Here is a 17,182-nt window from a genome sequence, read left to right as displayed (position 1 = left end):
CGGGGCCCGGCCACCTTCCTGGAGCTGCACCGTGAAGACCACCCGCACCGAGCTGGTGCCCCACACCATCGACGGCAAGACCCGCATGGTCCCCGTCCAGGTGCCCGCCCCCGCACCCCCACGCGACTGGGACCGCGTCGTCCTGAGCGGCGTCACCGCCATCGCAGCCATCGTCCTCACAGCCTCCGTGGTGTGGTCCACCGCCTCGATCGGTGACCTCCTCGCTCTCGTCGTCGTCGCACCCGCCGCATACGGCGCGGCCGTCGTGTTTGACCTGGTGTGGATCGCCTGCATGGCCGTCGAATGGCTGTCCCGGTACGACGCCGACCGTGCGGCCCTGCCCCGCCGCGCCGGACACGCGGCCCTCGCCGTCGCCATGGGTGCCGTCGCCACACACGGCTGGCTCGCCGGACACCTCGTCATCGGCATCGTCGGGGCGGTCGTCTCCTGCCTCGCCAAGGGCCTGTGGACCGTCCTACTGCGCCACCAGACCCCGCCGCTCGACGAACGCACACGGGCATGGATCCACGCCGAACTCGCCGAGGCCGGAGCCAGCCTCGCGCTCATTCCGGTGCGCCGTCAGCTCCAGCGGGCGCAGGGCCTGGTGGCCGCCGAGCGTGCCGCGATCGCCGGTCCGGACAGCGATCCGGACGAGTCCGGACAGGCGGACGACGATCCGGACGACGAGCCCTCACCGTCCATGTCCGGGCCGATGACCGTGAAGGGCGCAGTCCGGACCGCACTGGACTCCGGCATCACCGATCCGGACGCCGTCCTGCGGTTCGTCCAGACCCGGTCCGACGCGAAGGCCAAGCCGGAGACCGTCCAGCGGTACATCCGCCTCGCGAAGCTGGCCGGCTGATGCTCCCCGCCCTGTTCGTTCTCGCGATGGTCGGCGGGGTATGCGGCCTCGCCGTCATCTCACCCCGCGACGTCCCCCCGATCACCGGAACGTGCGCCTTCATCCTGACTCTCGCCGCGCTCGGCGTGGCCATCCTCCGCTGAGGACCCCATGCAATTCGTGACCATCGGCGGCGTCACCGTCGGCTTCTGCATCCTCGCCTACCAGCTCGTGCGCTGGTGGCCCGGCGCCAAGACCTTGCGCTCCGACCCACTCCGCCAGCTTGCCCGCCTCGGGCCCTTCGTAGCCGCGTGGTGCTACGGCGTCCTCGCCGTCCTCAGCATCGGTGGCCTGGTCGGCTGGCTCTTCGACTCCTGGCTGTGGATCTCTTCCTGGCTCGGCGATGTCGCCCTGGTGTGGGGCGTCGGCGGGCAGGGAGGTACCCGTGCGTCAGGCGCCGCGTACCTGCCGCTCACGCAGGCCGGTGCGGGCGTGACGCTCATCCTGACCGCCGCCACGCTCGCAGCCCTCAAGGTCAGCGCGCGCCGCGATGACCTGTTCTGGGGCATGTGGTGCGGCCTCACCCTTGGCACCAGCGCAGGCGTCGCAGGCCTGGCCGCCGTGCCGCTTGCGCAGGCCGTGAACTGGGCTGGCGGCACCCTGTACGGGGCGATCGCATGAGCACCGAGGCGACAGCTGAGGAGACGACCGGGGGAGAGGCCGGGCCGCAGGAGCCCAGCCGCCTCGCCGGCGGATGCGTCGTCGTGGTTCTTGTCGGCGTCCTGGTCCTGGTCCTCAAGGTCACTGTGAGCGTGGCCCCGTACGTCGCCTACTTCGTCGCCGGGATCCTGGTCACCATCGTCTGGCAGAAGGGTCGCGCGTGGCTCGGCGGCCGCCGCGACGGTGGCGAGGAGCAGCCCGAGGAGGAGTCGGCGCCGGACGTCGGCGAGGCCCTGCGCCGCCTCGTCGGCGACGACAACGGCGTCCTCCTCACCCACCTGCGCGACGACCTGAAGCTGCCCGACACCAAGGCCGTGAAGCAGCTGCTCGACGAGGCCGGCATCACGTGGAAGGCCGTGCGCACCTCACGCGGGAATGGGCCCGGCGTTCACGTGAAGGACATCCCGGCCGCCCCCTCTCCTGCCGCCGACCCCTGCGGCGACGGTTGTTGTTGCAGGTCAGACGACAACGACAACAGCGACAACGCCGAGCCTCCCCAGCCGCGAGAGGGGTCGCGTGTACGACGCATTCGGTCTGACGAGGCCGTCTACGACCCCAACGACAACGTCCGCCGCCACCGCGTGCGCAAGGGGAGGTGAACACGCGATGATCCGACGCCTCCTCGCCACGCTCGGCTACGAGCAGCCGCCGCTGAACTACTGCGCCAACTGCGCCGGCCACTACCCGCCGTCGCACTTCCCTTGCCTCTGACGGGCCTTCCTGCCGCGCACGTCGGGTCCCGCCGGAGCACCTACCGGGCGGGGCCCGGGTGCGTCATCCTGGCCCCATGCCAACCCACATCCGGGCTACCGGGGCCGCCAAGGACTTGACGCTCGACGAACTCGCGGCGTTCGTCGAGGACGCACGCAAGGCAGGCGTACCCGGCGAGCGACACGTCCGAGCTGAACTGTCAACGAGCGGAAAAATCAAGCTAGTCGAGATCCCGATCAGCAACGACTGACCGCCTGCCACACTGGTGGCTCGCGCCGGGTAGCGCCCGGCAAATCCAGACGGCCCCGCCGCGCACTCCCCCGTCGCGGCGGGGCCCAGCCATTTCACTAGCCCCACACAGACCGGTAACAGATCCGCACTACACCCCTCACACGCTGCTCACATCGAATACCGTCTCCCCCCTCACGCACATCACAACAAACAAGGGGGAATCGTGCGCCGCACGCACGCCACCATTGCCGCGCTCGCCGCCGCCGGCCTGCTCGCACTCACCGCCTGCACCGTCGAGGAGACCGTCAACACCACCCCGAAGAAGGGCAATTCCACGGCCGCTGGCACCAACAAGGAGGCCGACGCCGACGGCAGCAACGCCGAGTCGAAGAAGAAGACCGCGGCCATCGGCGACACCCTGACCCTCCACGGCTTCGAGGACGGCGAGCAGCTCGACGTCACCCTGAAGAAGTGGCTCCCCACCGCGGAGGGCGCCGACGAGTTCAACGTCCCCTCGGACGGGAAGCGTTGGGCGGCCGCGCAGTTCGAGCTGGTCAACACGGGCAGCAAGGTGTACGCGGACAGCCCGTCCAACGGGGTGCAGGTCGCTGACGGGCAGGGGCAGCGGTTCAGCTCCTGGTTCGGGGAGATCTCGGCGGGCCCGGCGATGTCGTCGGACGTGAGTTTGCCGAAGGGTGAGAAGGCGTTGGGGTGGATTGTGTTCGAGGTGCCGAAGGATTCGAAGATCGTGACCGTGCAGTTCGCGATGAACTCGGGGTTCTCCGACGAGACGGGGCAGTGGGCGGTGAAGTGACGCCGCCCGCACGGTCACTACGGCTGTAGTTGCATTCTCGGCGATCATCCCTCACTATGGGCCGCAGATCTGGCATGCCCGGAAACATCAACACCGGGCACCGGACACCTTGACTTCGACAGGCCCGGCCGCACATCCAAGCGGTCGGGCCTTTCGCGTGCCCGCTGGGAGGTGACCGTGGCCAACCAGCACACCAACGGGGTCACCGACGAAGAACGCGCCGCGATCCGCCGCCTCCACGCCGAGGGCAAGGGCCGGAATGAAATCTCCCGCCTCATCGGCCGCTCACTCCGCACGATCAGCGTGCAGGCCGCGAAGATGAATCTCACCTTCGACCGCACCGCCACCGAGGCAGCAACCAAGGCACGCATCGCGGACCTCGCAGAGAAACGCGCCATCCTCGCCGAGGCCCTCACCGACGACGCACTGCAACTCACCGAACAGCTCTGGCAGCCAGGCAAGGTCTTCTCCTTCGGCGGCAAGGACAACATCTACCGCGAGAAGCCCGTCGAACAGCCCCCGGCCCTGGACAAGAAGAACCTGATGGCGGCCGCAGGCATCGCCATCGAGAAGAGCCTGAGGCTCGTGCCGCCGGAGACCGAGACCGGCGAGGAAGACGCCCGCTCGATGCTCGGCAAGATGATGACGGGCCTGCAGCAGGTATGGAACGAGCAGCAGGCAGGCCGCGGAGACGAGGGGGACGATGCTTCGTGATCTCCCCGTTCCTCTGTCGCTGAAGCAGCTCGACTACGTCGTCAACTCGACGGCCTTCGTCAACCTCTCCGAGGGCTCGATCAGGTCGGGCAAGACCGCCTCGTCGCTGCTGCGGTGGCTGATGTACGTGGCGACGGCCCCGCGCGGCGGGGAACTGGTCGTCGTCGGCCGCACCCGCGACTCGCTGAACCGCAACGTGTTCGGACCGCTCATGGACCCGGGACTCATGGGCCCGATGGCGCGCTTCACGAAGTACACCAACGGCGCGTCCACGGCCACGATTCTCGGCCGGACGATCCACGTCCTCGGCGCCTCCGACGCCAAGGCGGAGAAGGTGCTGCGCGGTCTCACGTGCGCGGGCGCGTACGTGGACGAACTCACCGTCATCTCGGAGGACTTCTTCCAGCAGCTGATGGGCCGCTGCTCGGTCGAGGGCGCGCAGATCTTCGCCACGACGAACCCCGACTCTCCAGCCCACTGGGTGCGCACGCGGTTCCTCGACCGGCTCGACCGGTTGCCGGACTGGCGGGTGTGGCACTTCCAGCTCGACGACAACCCCGTCCTGTCCGAGACGGTGAAGGAGCGCTACCGGCGCACCTACACCGGGCTCTGGTACAGGCGGTTCATTCTCGGCGAGTGGGTCGCCGCCGAAGGCGCCGTGTTCGACATGTGGGACCCGGCCCGGCACGTCATCGCGTGGGCGCAGCTCCCCGCGATGCGGCGGCTTCTGGCGCTCGGTGTCGACTACGGCACGACCAACGCCACCGCGGGCCTGCTCCTGGGAGTCGGCGTCGACCGGCGCCTGTACCTGGTGGACGAGTGGCGGCACGACCCGAAGCACGACCAGCAGCGCCTCACCGACGGCCAGTTGTCGGCCGGCCTGCGGGACTGGGCACGCGAGAGGCACCTGCCGGCGGGCGGTCCGGACACACCGGAGTGGTGGGTGGTCGACCCGTCGGCCGCGTCGCTGCGGTTGCAGCTCTACCGGGACGGTGTGACGCCGCATCCGGCGGACAACGACGTTTCGCGCGGCATCGGCTTGATGGCGACGCTGCTCACTGAGGGCCAGCTGGTGGTGTCGGACCGCTGCGCGGGCTTCATCCGTGAGGCTCCGGGCTACAGCTGGGATCCGGCGGCGACGGAGAAGGGCGAGGACAAGCCGATCAAGGTGGCGGACCACAGCCTTGACGGAGGCCGGTACGCCGTAACCACCACTGAGGCGCTGTGGCGGCCTCTCGTTCGCAGTGCTCTGGAGGTGGCTGCCTGATGGCGCAGACGAGCGTCACGCTGCCGGTGTTCATGCGGGTCGGCGACACGGAGGAGTTTCACCTCGGCGACTTCACCGTGGACCTCGTGGACGGTGTCGGCGCACTCCAGTACGGGCGCCCAGAGTTGGCGGCGATGCTGCGCGCGGCCGCTGACGAGATCGAGAACCCGAGTGATGGAGAGGGGGTCCCGGATGCCGCTGCCCACGGGTGACATGCCCTGGCCCCCACGCCACCTCAAGCCCGCTCTTGACGCCATGCACACCTGGGACACCTGGTGGGCCGGAGACCCCGACCGCCTCGAAGCCCTCTACGGCGGCACCAGCGGCGTCGGCCCAGACCCCAAGCGGCTCCAGTACTCCAGCGGCATGCTCGGCCGCCTCGCCCGCTGGTGGTGGGGCACCCCCACCGCACCCGGCGAACGCCGCACCAAGGTCCACGTGCCGATCGCTGGAGACCTGTGCAGCGGCTCAGCCGACCTGCTGTTCTCCGAGCCGCCAAGGTTCACCGTCGCCGACGAGGCGACACAGACCCGGCTCGACGAACTGGCCGATGATGGCATGCTCGCCACCCTCCAGACCGCGGCCGAGGTCGGCGCAGCACTCGGCGGCGTGTACCTGCGCCCGGTGTACGACCAGGACCTCTCAGACCGGCCGTGGCTGGACGCGGTCCATGCCGACGGAGCGTGGCCGGAGTTCCGGTGGAGCCGCCTGTCCGCGGTCACCTTCTGGAAGGTCGTCCGCACGGAAGACGGCCACGTCTGGAGGCACCTGGAGCGGCACGAGCGCGGCGTCATCCTGCACGGCCTGTACCAGGGCACGAAGGACCGGCTCGGCCGACCCGTGCCGTTGGAAGACTCCGAGGCCACGCAGGGCTTCGCCTCTGCCGTGAACGACCTCGGCGCGATCGAGACCGGCTACGACGGCCTGGACGTCGCGCACATCCCCAACCAGTCCAGCAGGCGCTGGCGTAAGGACCCAGCGCTCAAGGACCTCGGCCGCTCGGACCTGGACGGCATCGAAGGCCTGATGGACCAGCTCGACGAGACATACAGCTCGTGGATGCGGGACATCCGCATCGGCAAGGGCCGCATCATCGTGCCCAACGCCTACCTCCAGAACCTCGGCCCCGGCCAGGGCGCAACCTGGAACCCCGACCAAGAGGCATTCGCCGGGATCGACATGCTGACCGGCCCGGACTCCGGCAAGCAGCTCACCGTCGCCCAGTTCGCCATCCGCGTTGCCGAGCACCGCGACACCGCCGAGGACCTCGTCAACCAGATCCTCCGCTCGGCCGGCTACTCGGCGATGACCTTCGGCATCGGCGGAGAGGTCGCGGTAACGGCGACGGAAGTCGTGGCGAAGGAGCGCAGGTCGATGACGACGCGCGGGAAGAAGATCCTGCGCTGGCGGCCGGCGCTCGCTCACGCCATCGAGGCGCTCCTCGCCGTGGACCGCAACGTGTTCGGTGGGGGCATCACGCCGCAGCGGCCCACCATCGAGTTCGAGGACAGCGTGCAGGAGGACCCGCTGTCGCTGGCGAACACGGCGGATGTGCTGCGGCGGGCGCAGGCGGCATCGACGGACACGCTGGTTCGGATGGCTCATCCAGAGTGGGACGACACGATGGTGGCCGCGGAAGTGGAGCGGATCCAGCAGGAGCAGGGCATGGCCGTGCCAGACCCGATGCAGAGCGGCGCACTCCCGTAAGCGAGGTGGTCGGCCATGCCCGTCTCCCCGGCCATGGCCGAAGACCTCGCCACGGCGGTCGCCGACCTGTACGAGGCCGCGGAGGGCACGCTGATCGAACGCATCCGCCGGGCCCTGGCCCAAGGCCTCGACAGCCCGGCGTGGGTGGAACTGAAGCTCGCCGCCGTCGGCCACCTCCAGTCCGCGATCGAGCAGGTGATCGCCGCGCTTCAAACCGACGCCGCGGGCGCGGTCCATCAGGCCGTGGCGGAAGCCTACGAGCGCGGCGCGCAGGCAGCCGTGGCCGAACTCGGCGCGCTCGCGCCCACCGTGGCGGCAATCCCACCCGGCACCCAGGCCGTCGACCGGCTCGCCGCCGCCCTCGTCAACGACACCCGGCCCGTGCACCTGCGGATCCTGCGCACCACGGTGGACGCCTACCGCGACGTCATCGCCCGCGCAGCCGCCGCACCAGCCCTCGGCGCGCAAACACGACGGCAGGCCGCACAGTCGGCGCTGGACGCCTTCGCGAACCGCGGGATTACCGGCTTCGTCGACCGTTCGGGCCGGGCCTGGGACATGCGGTCGTACGTCGAGATGGCCACCCGCAGCGTGCTCGGCCGAGCCGCGATCGAGGCGCACACGGAGCGGCTCGGCGCCGCAGGGGTGGAGCTGGTGATCGTGTCGCAGGCGCCGGAGGAGTGCCCGCTGTGCCGCCCGTGGGAGCGCAAGATCCTGGCCCGTGACGGCGCCCCGGGAGCCCGTGAGGTGCAGGTGCAGCACGCCACCGAGGACGGCGAGATGGTCACGGTGAAGGTGGCCGGGTCGCTGTCTGAGGCCCGCGGTAAGGGCCTGCTACATCCGAACTGCCGCCACGACGTGTCCGCGTACCTGCCCGGCGTCTCCCGCATCCCGGCCGCGCAGGCGTCGCGCGGCACGTACGAGGACACGCAGCGGCAGCGGTACTTCGAGCGGCAGATCCGCAAGTGGAAGCGGATGGAGGCCGCGGCCATGGACGACGCCAGGCGCACGGCTGCGCGGGCGCGGGTGCGCGCGTATCAGGCGCGGGTGCGTGAGCTGGTCGCGGAGACGGGCCTGCCGCGCAAGTCGCACCGCGAGCAGCTCACGACCGCGCGTTAGAGGCCGCGGACCCTCGCTGGCGGATTGTCCTTGGTGCTCTTGGCGTCGCCCGTGACACTGAACCAGGCGGCGGGTCCGAAGGTCACGATCGGCTCCGCCTTCCTATCGATGTGGCCACCCGTCTCCTTCTCCCAGATGAGAAGCGTTCCGTTGTCGGCGACGGAGTAGCGGTACTCGCGCCCCTCGCCATCTTCGTACCGGCCGTCTTCGTCGGCCCTGTCGCCATTGAACTTCACATTAACTGACATGGCGGCACGTTAAAGGATCTTCCCGCCAGGCGCGGGCAGTTGTACGAAACTCGGTCCGCCAGGCGCGGGCCTCCCTACGCGCACCAGGAGTGCACGCATGCGTAAGCGAACCCTTCCCCGCCACAGCCTCAACGAATTCGGCGGCACTGGCTGGGCACACCCGTACCCCACGGGCCCTTTCGACCCGTACCTGTACGCCGACGGCGGGGACGGAGGCGACTCCGGATCCGACAGCGGCGACGGTGACGGCGACGGCGGCACAGGCGACTCCGGGGACGACGACGGCGCCGGCGGGACCGGCGACGACGACACCGGAGACGACGACGGGGCCAAGGACGACAAGCCGAAGCCCAAGCCGCCCGCGAAAAAGGACGACGGCGAGGACCCGGCCGCGACCATCGCCCGGCTCCAGAAGGAGCTGAAGGCCGCGAACGGCGAGGCCGCGAAGGCCCGCACGTCCGCGAAGAAGGCCGCCGCTGACGAGGCCCGCACGGAGATCGTGCAGGAACTCGGCAAAGCCCTCGGGCTGATCAAGGACGACAAGGACGCCCCGCCGGACCCGGCCGCGCTCACCGCGCAGATCGAGAGGGCGACCGCAGCGCACCGCGAGACCGCGGTCGAGCTGGCGGTGTACCGGGGCGCGTCGAAGTACGGCGCCGACCCCGACGCCCTCACCGACTCCCGCGCGTTCCTGCGGTCCATCAAGGACCTCGACCCGTCCGACGAGGGATTCGCGAAGGCAGTGCAGGCCGCCATCAAGAAGGCGGTCGAGGACAACCCCAAGCTCAAGGCCGCAGGCCAGGCGCCCGCGCGGTCATCCGGCGACTTCTCCGGCGGGACTGGAGACAGCGGCCGATCCGGTCCCAAGACCATCGACGAAATCCGCGCCGAGCGCCGTAAGCGCCGCGCTGGATAGAAATGAGGTAAGGCCCCATGGCCAACACGCTGCTCACCCCCGACGTCATCGCCCAGCAGGCGCTGGCGAACCTGTACGAGACGACCGTCATGGCGAACCTCGTGCACCGCGACTACGAGGCGGAGTTCGCCCGCCGCGTCGGCGACACCATCACCATCCGCAAGCCCGCCGTGTTCACGGCCCAGGAGTACGACCGCAGCCAGGGCATCACCGTCCAGGACGCGGTCGAGACCGGCATCCCGCTCACGCTCAACCACTTCGCCGACGTCTCCTTCGCGGTGACGGCCGAGGACCTCACGCTGAAGATCGAGGACTTCGACGAGCAGCTCCTCACCCCGGCCATGGAAGCGATCTCCCAGAAGATCGACCGCGACCTGCTCACCCTGCGCAACGACATCACGCAGGAAGTCGGCGTCGTCGCCGGGGACAACGAGTACGAGTGGGACAACCCCCGCTCCCTCATCGAGGCCGGACGCGTCCTGGACACGGCCAAGGTCCCGATGACGGAGCGGCGCGTCGCCGTCGGCCCAACCATCGCGTCGAAGTGGCTGGCCGACCCGCTGTTCCACGAGGCCGACAAGCGCGGCAACACCGAGGGCCTCACCGAGGCCAACCTCGGCCGGCGCACGTTCGGTTTCGACCCGTACATGACGCAGAACATCGCCAAGCCCGCCCAGACGAGCGGGAACTCCACCACCGAGGTCGGCGTCGCCTTCCACCGCACCGCGTTCGCCCTCGCCTTCCGGCCGCTCCAGCTCCCCCGGGGCAACCCGAACGCGGCGATCGCGAACTACAAGGGCTTCGGCCTGCGCGTGATCTACGGCTACGACATGGACAAGAAGCAGGACGTCGTGTCGGTGGACTGCCTGTACGGCGTGAAGACGCTGGACGCCAACCGGGCCTGCCTGATCAAGGGCGCCGACGTTCCGTAAACCGCGGCCGCCGCCACGCCCCATCCTGTGCGGCGCGGCGGCCCGTCCTCCCAAGACCATCTCACTCCTGGCAGGAGAACCTCATGGCGTACCAGCGCCGCATCACCACCCAGTCCATCCGGCTGACCGGCGCCCCGGTCGCCGCCGCCACACACACCGTCTGGCGCGCCCCCGTCGCCTGCAAGGTCGTCAAGGTTCACGGCTTCCGCAACGGGGGCGCCGCGGCAGCCGTGAACGCCAAGGTCGACGGCGTTGACGTCCTCGCCGCCGACCTCACCGCGGGAAACGACACGTTCACCTCCGCAGCGCCGACCGGCAGCGCCGGGGACATGGCCGCCGGTGACGTCCTGCAGCTGGAGGTCGCCAGCGGCGACGCCACCACGGTCATCATCCAGGCGGACATCGCGATCGACGCCGACGTCTACGACCTGAGCTGACCGGAGGCGTAGCGCATGTTCGTCTACCGCAACAGCAACACGGGCGACGTCGTCCGGTACGAGTACCGGTCGGCGCGGCTCGACATGCTCCCGAACTGGGAGCTGGTCGAGCAGCCGGCACCGGAGCCGGAGGAGACCACCGGGGGCGGTGGAGGAGACGGCAGCGGGCCGGGCGTTGGGGAGCGCCCGGCCCGCTCCGCTCCGAAGGCCGACTGGGTGGCCTACGCGCGCACGCGCGCGCAGGACTCCGACGAGGAGGCCGCGATCGACGGCCTCACCAAGGAGCAGCTCATCGAGCAGTACGGGAGTGAGAGCTGATGACGCTCAACAGCACGCTGGCGCTCGCCGCGTTCGCCGAGCAGAGCAATGCCCTGGACCTCGGTTCCGCGAAGGCGCCTTTCCGGCTCCAGCGCTCGGTGACGCTCGGCTCCGGTACGGGCGCCGGCAACGCGGACCTGGTGTGGTCCGACCGGCGCACGATCGCCGCATCCGGGGCGGAGGACCTCGACCTTGCGGGGGCGCTCCTCGATGCGTTCGGCGCAACGGTCACCTTCGTCCGCGTGAAGGGCCTGTTCATCGCCGCGTCGGCGGACAACGCGAACAACGTCGTGGTCGGCGCGGACGCGACTAACCCGTGGGCGACCCTCCTCAACGCCACCGGGACGATCACCCTGCCGCCGGGCGCCGCCTTCGCCGCGTTCGCGGGGGAGGCCGACGGCACCGCGTACGCGGTCACCGCCGGCACCGGGGACCTGCTCCAGGTCGCCAACTCCGGCGGCGGCACGGACGTCGACTACGACATCCTCATCGTCGGCGCTTCCGCGTAGGCCACCCCCGGCAGCACACATGAGGGAGACCGCGGTGGTCTCCCTCGCTGCATGTCCAGCAACTGCCGACGAGGGGAGGCTGCCCCATGCCCGATGCGGGAGACGCTGCCACCGTCACGCTCGTCGTCGACCCGTACGACGGAACCACCGCAGCGACGCTGACGGTACGGGCACCGGACGGGACCACCAGCAGCCCGGCGACCAGCACGGCCGACGGCGGCCACACGTGGACGGCTCAGGTCACGTACACGGCGGCTGGGGTGTGGCTGCTGAAGTGGACCGTCACCGGCACCGGCGCGGGCGTGACCAATGAGCAGGTCGCTGTAGCACCGACGCCGGGGGACGGCCTGACGGGCCGCGTGTACGCGACGACAACGCAGCTCGCGAACTTCCTGCAGGAAGCGCCGCCCCTGAACGCGGCGAAGCTGCTGTGGAGGGCCTCGCGGCTGCTGGACTCGGACTTCTTGAAGGCGGCGGTGTACGACGTCGACGTCGACGGCATGCCCACCGATCCGGAAGTTGCCGAAGCGTTCGCCGACGCGGTGTGCGCGCAGGTCGAGTTCTGGGAAGAGGTCGGCGAGGAGACCGACATCTCCGGGCCGCTCCAGGGTGTCACGATCGGCTCGGTCAACCTCCAGTACGGCGCGGGCGACAACCGGTCGGGGCCGTCGTACTACGCGCCGAAGCTGGTGCGGGCGCTCGTGGGCCTGCCTGCGGACAAGTTCCGCATGATGATCGTGACGGGCTGCTGATGGCCAGCATCCCGCGCCGATTCTTGATCCACACGGTCACCGTCGAGGACTACCTCGGCGACACCAGCACGGGCCCGAAGTACGCGCCCGCGCGCACGGTTCGCTGCCTGCTCGACGAGCAGACCCGCGCCGTCCGCAACCCGGGCGGCGAGCAGGTCACCTCCACATCGACCGCGTACGCCGGTCCGGAGGAGGCTGCGGCGCCCCCACTGTCGCGGGTCACGCTGCCGTCCGGCCGGGTCACGAAGGTGATCCAGACGAAGAACCGCGACGGCGGGCGGCTCGGCACCCCAAACCACGTGGAGTTCCAACTGGAATAGGGAGGGGTCGCCGTGGCGCAGAACTTCCGCCTCCGCTTCAACGGAGCCGCGGCGGCGCGGCAGATGCGTGCAGGGGCCGCGCGCGGTCTGTACCTCGCCGCGGAGTACGTGCTGGCCGGGAGCAACGAGGTTGTGCCGCTTGATGAGTCGGAGCTGCAGCGCTCCGGCACGGCGAGCGTGGACCCGCCGTCGCTGACCGGGATGGTGTCGTACGACACCGTCTACGCCGTGGTCCAGCATGAGCGGCTGGACTACCGGCACGCGCCCGGCCGTACAGCGAAGTTCCTGGAGAACACGCTGAATGCCTCTCGCGCCGAGGTGGCCGCGATCATCGCGGCCGAGATGAGGCGGGCGATGCGGTGAGCGCAGAGACCCACGACGCCGACCTGCTGGTGGGTGTCGCCGAGCTGCTGGCGGCCGAGGGCATCGGCCTCTACGCCCCGGACGAGGTTCTGCCCGCCGGAGCCACAGGCATCGTCCTCGGCAAGGTCCCGGACGGACCGGACCGGGCGATCGGCCTGACCCCGTACCCGGTCGCGGACGATGACTCCACCGACACGGTGACCGGCATCCAGGCGCGCATGCGCGCGGGCACGAACCCGCTCGACGTGATCCAGCTCGCCAACGGCGTGTTCACCGTCCTGCACAACCGGCGTTCGTACGACGCGCATGGCGTCCGCGTCGAGATCTCCTGGCGCAACTCGCAGGCCTGGATCGGCCTAGACACCGACGGCCGCATGGAGCTGGTCGCGAACTACTACTTCCGGACCGTGAGGGCCGGAGCACCCCACCTGATCGACTAGGAGGACTGCATGTCGACCCCCACGGAAGAGAACGAGCTCGCACGCGAGTGGCGGCTTGAGATCAACATGGGCACCAAGGAAGTACCGGACTGGCAGCTGTGCCCCGGCATCCGCGAGTTCCAGCCGTCGTACGAGCCGAACATCGAGGACAGCAGCGACTACGACAGCGACGGCTGGGCGGGCAACGAGAAGACAGCCCAGGCCTGGGAAATCTCGATGACGATCCGCCGTAAGGCCAACAAGGACGTCAAGGTGTACAACCCGGTACACGAGGCGATCAGGCTCGCCTCGTTTGCCTACGGCGCCGCGAACAAGGTCCACCTGCGGTACATGAACCGCAACGGCCTCCCCGAGGCCTACGAGGGCAAGGCCATCCCCACGTGGGCGCCTGCTGGCGGCGAGTACACCGCGCTCGGCGAGACGGAAGTCACGTTCACGGGCGACGGTCCTCTGACGCCGATCACGAACCCGCTGGCGCCCTGATGCCGGGCGGCAACCCGTTCGAGGCGCTCGACGGCTTCCTCGACGACTACCTGGAACTGCCCGTGCGCGGCCGGGACGGTCAGACCCGCGTGTACCGGATCGAGGACCCGGCCGCCGAGGACGGAATCAAGATCGAGCGGATCACGTCGCTGGCGGCCCGGCTCGCCGCCGGCGGAAAGGCCCCGGACACCCCGGTCCTCGACGACAAGGACGAGCTCGACCTCTACCGCCTGTGCCTCGGCGACGCCTACGACCAGCTGCTGGCGGACGGCGTGAAGTGGGCTCAGTTCAAGCACGTGGCCCTGACCGCCATGTTCTGGGTGACCACCGACAAGGACACCGCGGCGGAGTTCTGGAGGACGGGCCAGCAGCCGGGAAAAGCAGCGAACCGGGAGGCCCGGAGAGCGCAGGCGAAGCACGCTACCTCGGCGTCGGCCGCGGCGAATACGACCCCGTCACCGGCCTCTACGAGTGGTACGAAGGCGGGCTCCCCACGCCGCGGCAAGCGCGGTCGAGGGGGCCGTCGAACCTGACGTGGGAGCGGCTGCTGGAGCAGTGGCCGCTGATCGAAGCCGACTTGCACCAGGTGTACGGCATCGACGTGGAGTCCGGCATCCTCCGCGAGCGGTCGTGGCGCTGGCTCCAGACCCGCGTCATCGGCCTGCTCTCCGCCGAGTCCCGCCTGGCCCGGCACTTCGAGCCACCTCCGAAGAAGTCCCCCCGCACTCCCAGGAGGTGAGCCTTCGTGGCGCTGACCGTAGGCGAACTCACCGGCATCATCACCATCGATGACCGGGCAGTGAACCCCGCCCTGCGGCGCGCCGAGAACGCCCTGCGTGCATCCGGGCAGCGCATGGGAGACGAAGCCGACCGTGCGGGACAGCAGGCCGGGCAGCAACTCGGCGACGGCATCGTCCGTGGCGCGGACGGCCGGCTGCGCAACGCGCGCGGGCAGTTCGTCGCCGCCGGCCGCCGCGCCGGGGACGCCCTTGGCGATGGCCTGAGCGACGCCGCGGCGGATGGCGCGGACGACGCGGTAGAGCAGACCGAGTCGCGACTGGCCGGGCTGAAGGTAGCTGCTGCGGCCGCGGGGTTGGCGGCTGGCGCGGTGATGATGGATGCCTTTGGTCAGGCGCTGGAGCAGTCCCAGATCACGGGCCGTCTCGGCGCCCAATTGGGGGCGACGCCTGCGGAGGCGCAGCGGTACGGCAAGCTCGCGGGCGAGCTGTACGCGGACGCGGTTACCGCCGACTTCCAGTCCGCCGCTGATGCGATCTCGGCGGTGATGCGGGCGGGTATCGCCCCGCCGGATGCGACGAACACGCAGCTCAAGCAGATCGCGACGAACGTCTCCGACCTCGCCAGCACCTTCGAACTGGACCTGGGGCAGACCGCGAACGCGGTGGGGCAGATCCTGAAGACCGGACTGGCCAAGGACGGTGTCCAGGCGGTCGACGCGCTCACCGCGGGCCTGCAGCAGATGGGGCCGCGCGCGGACGACATCGCCGACACCTTCAACGAGTACTCGACGATCTTCCGGCAGATGGGTATCGACGTCACCCAGGCAACGGGCCTGCTGTCTCAAGGGATGAAGGCTGGCGCCCGGGACACCGACGTGATTGCCGACTCGTTGAAGGAGTTCGTCCTCATCACTCAGGGCGGCGGCGAGGAAGTCGACGAGGCTTTCAAGAAGATCGGCCTCAGCGGCAAGGAGATGCAGAAGGCGTTCGTCGAGGGTGGTCCGCAGGCCCGGAGTGCGCTTGACAAGGTGTTCGACGGCCTGCGCGGCATGAAGAACGAGACTGACCGCAACGCTGTGGCGCTGGAACTGTTCGGCACGAAGAGCGAGGACACGCAGAAGGCGCTCCTGGCGCTGGACCCCTCTGCGGCGGCCAACGCTCTCGGCCAGGTCGGCGGCGCCGCCGACAAGATGGGCGACAGCCTCCGCGACAACGCGGGAGCGAACCTCACCCGCTTCAAGAACACCGCGCAGCAGACCCTGGTGGACTTCATGGGCGGGCAGGTCATCCCGGCCCTGATCCAGTTCGGCAAGTGGCTGAAGAACAACGAGGACACCGTCAAGGCGGTCGCCGCAACCATCACCGGCGTCCTCGGCGTCGCCTTCACCTTCATGACGATCAACGCCACCAAAGCGGCCATCGCGAGCGTCCGCGCCTGGTTCATGACGGGCACAGGCGCAGGCGCGGCCGCTGCCCGACACGTCGCCGCAGCGGGAACGGTCGTCGCGTCGTGGCTGCGGATGGCCGCCGTTGCCACCGCGCAGGGCGCCCGGATCGCCGCTGTGGCTGTAGCCTCGGCGGCCCGTACGGCAGCCGCGTGGGTGGCGAGCGCGGCCCGGATGACGGCCACCTGGCTGGTGTCCATGCTGCGCGTCGCGGCCACCACCATCGCGCAGTTCGCGTTGATGGCCGCGCGGGCGGTGGCATGGGCGGCGGTGATGGCCGCGCAGTGGCTGATCGCGATGGGCCCGATCGGCTGGGTCATCGCCGCAGTGGTGGGCCTCGTCGCGGTGATCATCGCGAACTGGGACACCGTCAAGCGGTGGACCGGGAAGATCTGGGACTGGGTCATGTCCAAGATCGCGGGCGCGGTCGGCCGCATCCTGGGCGCCGTCCGGTTCCTGCGGCAGATCCCCGGCTGGGTGTCCGGTTGGTTCGGCCAGATGAGAGATCTCGCGATCCGCAAGGCGCTGGAGATGCTCGCCTGGCTTCAGGGCCTGCCCCGACGCGCCTACCAAGTCCTGTCTGCTCTCGCGAGCTATCTGCGGTCCCGGGCCGCGTCAGCGGGCGCCGCCCTGGTCACCGCCACGACGCGGAAACTCACGGAAGCCATCAACTGGATCAAAGGCCTGCCCCGCCGGGCGGCATCCGCGCTCGGCAACCTCGGCAGCGTCCTGGCTTCGGCAGGCCGCAGCCTCATCCAAGGGTTCATCGACGGCATCAAGGGCATGTTCGGCAGCGTGAAGTCGACCCTCGGCGGCCTCACCAGCTCACTGACCTCGTGGAAGGGTCCCGAGAGCCTCGACAAGCGGCTGCTGACACCGGCCGGTCGCCTGCTCATCGAGGGTTTCCAGAAGGGCATCAACCTGCAAACTCCTGCCTTGCGCAAGCAGCTGCAAGGCCTGACCGGTGACCTGAGCACGATGGTTGGGGCCCCGAGGGTGGCCCCCGCATCGGGCCAGACGGTCACCGACCGGCGGACCTACTACCAGAACTCCTACACGTTCACGGCCCGGCCGATGACGATGCAGGACTTCGAGGCGTTCCAGCGCCGCCAGGACGCGCTCGCACGGGTGGGGAGACCACGGTAGATGGGAGGC

The 17,182-nt window shown here is 69.8% G+C and carries 25 protein-coding genes; 24 read left to right on the top strand and 1 reads right to left on the bottom strand.

Annotated elements, in window-relative coordinates:
• Positions 1–31: 31 nt before the first annotated feature.
• From HJD23_RS37465 to HJD23_RS37415, 11 genes are all read left to right on the top strand, one after another.
• Positions 32–862: a protein transporter Sec31 gene (locus tag HJD23_RS37465; protein WP_171110581.1), complete on the top strand. Its 831-nt coding sequence runs from the start codon at positions 32–34 to the stop codon at positions 860–862.
• Positions 862–1,005: a hypothetical protein gene (locus HJD23_RS37460; protein WP_171110582.1), complete on the top strand. Its 144-nt coding sequence runs from the start codon at positions 862–864 to the stop codon at positions 1,003–1,005. The genes HJD23_RS37465 and HJD23_RS37460 overlap by 1 nt, the downstream gene beginning before the upstream one ends.
• A 7-nt stretch (positions 1,006–1,012) precedes the next feature.
• Positions 1,013–1,522, top strand: a complete 510-nt coding sequence (locus HJD23_RS37455) for a hypothetical protein (protein ID WP_171110583.1) — start codon at positions 1,013–1,015, stop codon at positions 1,520–1,522.
• Positions 1,519–2,160, top strand: a complete 642-nt coding sequence (locus HJD23_RS37450; protein WP_171110584.1) for a hypothetical protein — start codon at positions 1,519–1,521, stop codon at positions 2,158–2,160. Before HJD23_RS37455 ends, HJD23_RS37450 begins: the two co-directional genes overlap by 4 nt.
• Before the next feature lie 188 nt (positions 2,161–2,348).
• Positions 2,349–2,522, top strand: a complete 174-nt coding sequence (locus HJD23_RS37445; protein ID WP_171110585.1) for a hypothetical protein — start codon at positions 2,349–2,351, stop codon at positions 2,520–2,522.
• Between the two features lie 204 nt (positions 2,523–2,726).
• Positions 2,727–3,317, top strand: coding sequence for a DUF4352 domain-containing protein (locus tag HJD23_RS37440; protein WP_171110586.1), 591 nt, complete (start codon positions 2,727–2,729; stop codon positions 3,315–3,317).
• Between the two features lie 177 nt (positions 3,318–3,494).
• Positions 3,495–4,031 carry a helix-turn-helix domain-containing protein gene (locus tag HJD23_RS37435; RefSeq protein ID WP_171110587.1) on the top strand — a complete coding sequence of 179 codons (537 nt, stop codon included), beginning with the start codon at positions 3,495–3,497 and terminating at the stop codon, positions 4,029–4,031.
• Complete coding sequence (locus HJD23_RS37430; RefSeq protein WP_171110588.1) at positions 4,021–5,298, top strand: PBSX family phage terminase large subunit; 1,278 nt, start codon at positions 4,021–4,023, stop codon at positions 5,296–5,298. The genes HJD23_RS37435 and HJD23_RS37430 overlap by 11 nt, the downstream gene beginning before the upstream one ends.
• A complete protein-coding gene (locus HJD23_RS37425; protein ID WP_171110589.1) occupies positions 5,298–5,510 on the top strand; it encodes a hypothetical protein in 213 nt (70 codons plus the stop codon). The genes HJD23_RS37430 and HJD23_RS37425 overlap by 1 nt, the downstream gene beginning before the upstream one ends.
• Positions 5,491–7,005: a phage portal protein gene (locus tag HJD23_RS37420; RefSeq protein ID WP_171110590.1), complete on the top strand. Its 1,515-nt coding sequence runs from the start codon at positions 5,491–5,493 to the stop codon at positions 7,003–7,005. Before HJD23_RS37425 ends, HJD23_RS37420 begins: the two co-directional genes overlap by 20 nt.
• A gap of 15 nt (positions 7,006–7,020) precedes the next feature.
• A complete protein-coding gene (locus tag HJD23_RS37415; protein ID WP_171110591.1) occupies positions 7,021–8,124 on the top strand; it encodes a phage minor capsid protein in 1,104 nt (367 codons plus the stop codon).
• On the opposite strand, the gene HJD23_RS37410 is transcribed toward HJD23_RS37415, so the two are convergent.
• Positions 8,121–8,372 (bottom strand): hypothetical protein, encoded by a 252-nt coding sequence (locus tag HJD23_RS37410; protein WP_171110592.1) that lies wholly within the window; start codon positions 8,370–8,372, stop codon positions 8,121–8,123. The two genes, HJD23_RS37415 and HJD23_RS37410, sit on opposite strands and share 4 nt — an antisense overlap.
• A 97-nt stretch (positions 8,373–8,469) precedes the next feature.
• Here HJD23_RS37410 and HJD23_RS37405 point away from each other — a divergent pair, with 97 nt between their 5' ends.
• From HJD23_RS37405 to HJD23_RS37345, 13 genes are all read left to right on the top strand, one after another.
• Positions 8,470–9,288 carry a hypothetical protein gene (locus HJD23_RS37405; RefSeq protein WP_171110593.1) on the top strand — a complete coding sequence of 273 codons (819 nt, stop codon included), beginning with the start codon at positions 8,470–8,472 and terminating at the stop codon, positions 9,286–9,288.
• Positions 9,289–9,305: 17 nt separating this feature from the next.
• Entirely contained in the window at positions 9,306–10,220 is a 915-nt protein-coding gene (locus HJD23_RS37400) for a P22 phage major capsid protein family protein (RefSeq protein ID WP_171110594.1), read from the top strand.
• 83 nt (positions 10,221–10,303) lie between these two features.
• Positions 10,304–10,657: a hypothetical protein gene (locus HJD23_RS37395; protein ID WP_171110595.1), complete on the top strand. Its 354-nt coding sequence runs from the start codon at positions 10,304–10,306 to the stop codon at positions 10,655–10,657.
• Positions 10,658–10,672: 15 nt separating this feature from the next.
• Positions 10,673–10,975 (top strand): hypothetical protein, encoded by a 303-nt coding sequence (locus HJD23_RS37390; protein ID WP_171110596.1) that lies wholly within the window; start codon positions 10,673–10,675, stop codon positions 10,973–10,975.
• A complete protein-coding gene (locus HJD23_RS37385) occupies positions 10,975–11,484 on the top strand; it encodes a hypothetical protein (protein WP_171110597.1) in 510 nt (169 codons plus the stop codon). Before HJD23_RS37390 ends, HJD23_RS37385 begins: the two co-directional genes overlap by 1 nt.
• A gap of 86 nt (positions 11,485–11,570) precedes the next feature.
• On the top strand, positions 11,571–12,236 hold the full coding sequence (locus tag HJD23_RS37380; protein ID WP_171110598.1) for a hypothetical protein: 666 nt from the start codon (positions 11,571–11,573) through the stop codon (positions 12,234–12,236).
• Positions 12,236–12,556 (top strand): hypothetical protein, encoded by a 321-nt coding sequence (locus HJD23_RS37375; protein ID WP_171110599.1) that lies wholly within the window; start codon positions 12,236–12,238, stop codon positions 12,554–12,556. The genes HJD23_RS37380 and HJD23_RS37375 overlap by 1 nt, the downstream gene beginning before the upstream one ends.
• 12 nt (positions 12,557–12,568) lie before the next feature.
• Positions 12,569–12,919, top strand: a complete 351-nt coding sequence (locus tag HJD23_RS37370; RefSeq protein ID WP_240980898.1) for a hypothetical protein — start codon at positions 12,569–12,571, stop codon at positions 12,917–12,919.
• Positions 12,916–13,359, top strand: a complete 444-nt coding sequence (locus HJD23_RS37365; RefSeq protein WP_171110600.1) for a minor capsid protein — start codon at positions 12,916–12,918, stop codon at positions 13,357–13,359. The genes HJD23_RS37370 and HJD23_RS37365 overlap by 4 nt, the downstream gene beginning before the upstream one ends.
• Positions 13,360–13,368: 9 nt before the next feature.
• Positions 13,369–13,842 carry a hypothetical protein gene (locus HJD23_RS37360; protein WP_171110601.1) on the top strand — a complete coding sequence of 158 codons (474 nt, stop codon included), beginning with the start codon at positions 13,369–13,371 and terminating at the stop codon, positions 13,840–13,842.
• A complete protein-coding gene (locus HJD23_RS37355; protein ID WP_171110602.1) occupies positions 13,842–14,375 on the top strand; it encodes a hypothetical protein in 534 nt (177 codons plus the stop codon). The genes HJD23_RS37360 and HJD23_RS37355 overlap by 1 nt, the downstream gene beginning before the upstream one ends.
• 44 nt (positions 14,376–14,419) lie before the next feature.
• Positions 14,420–14,581, top strand: coding sequence for a hypothetical protein (locus tag HJD23_RS37350; protein WP_240981033.1), 162 nt, complete (start codon positions 14,420–14,422; stop codon positions 14,579–14,581).
• A 60-nt stretch (positions 14,582–14,641) separates the two neighbouring features.
• A complete protein-coding gene (locus HJD23_RS37345; protein ID WP_171134118.1) occupies positions 14,642–17,173 on the top strand; it encodes a phage tail tape measure protein in 2,532 nt (843 codons plus the stop codon).
• Positions 17,174–17,182 lie beyond the last annotated feature (9 nt).

It is taken from the genome of Streptomyces sp. Z423-1 (genome assembly GCF_013009255.1).
GTDB lineage: Bacteria > Actinomycetota > Actinomycetes > Streptomycetales > Streptomycetaceae > Streptomyces > Streptomyces gossypiisoli.
Note: the sequence above shows the minus strand (reverse complement) of the source record. Positions and strands in the feature narration are given on the sequence as shown.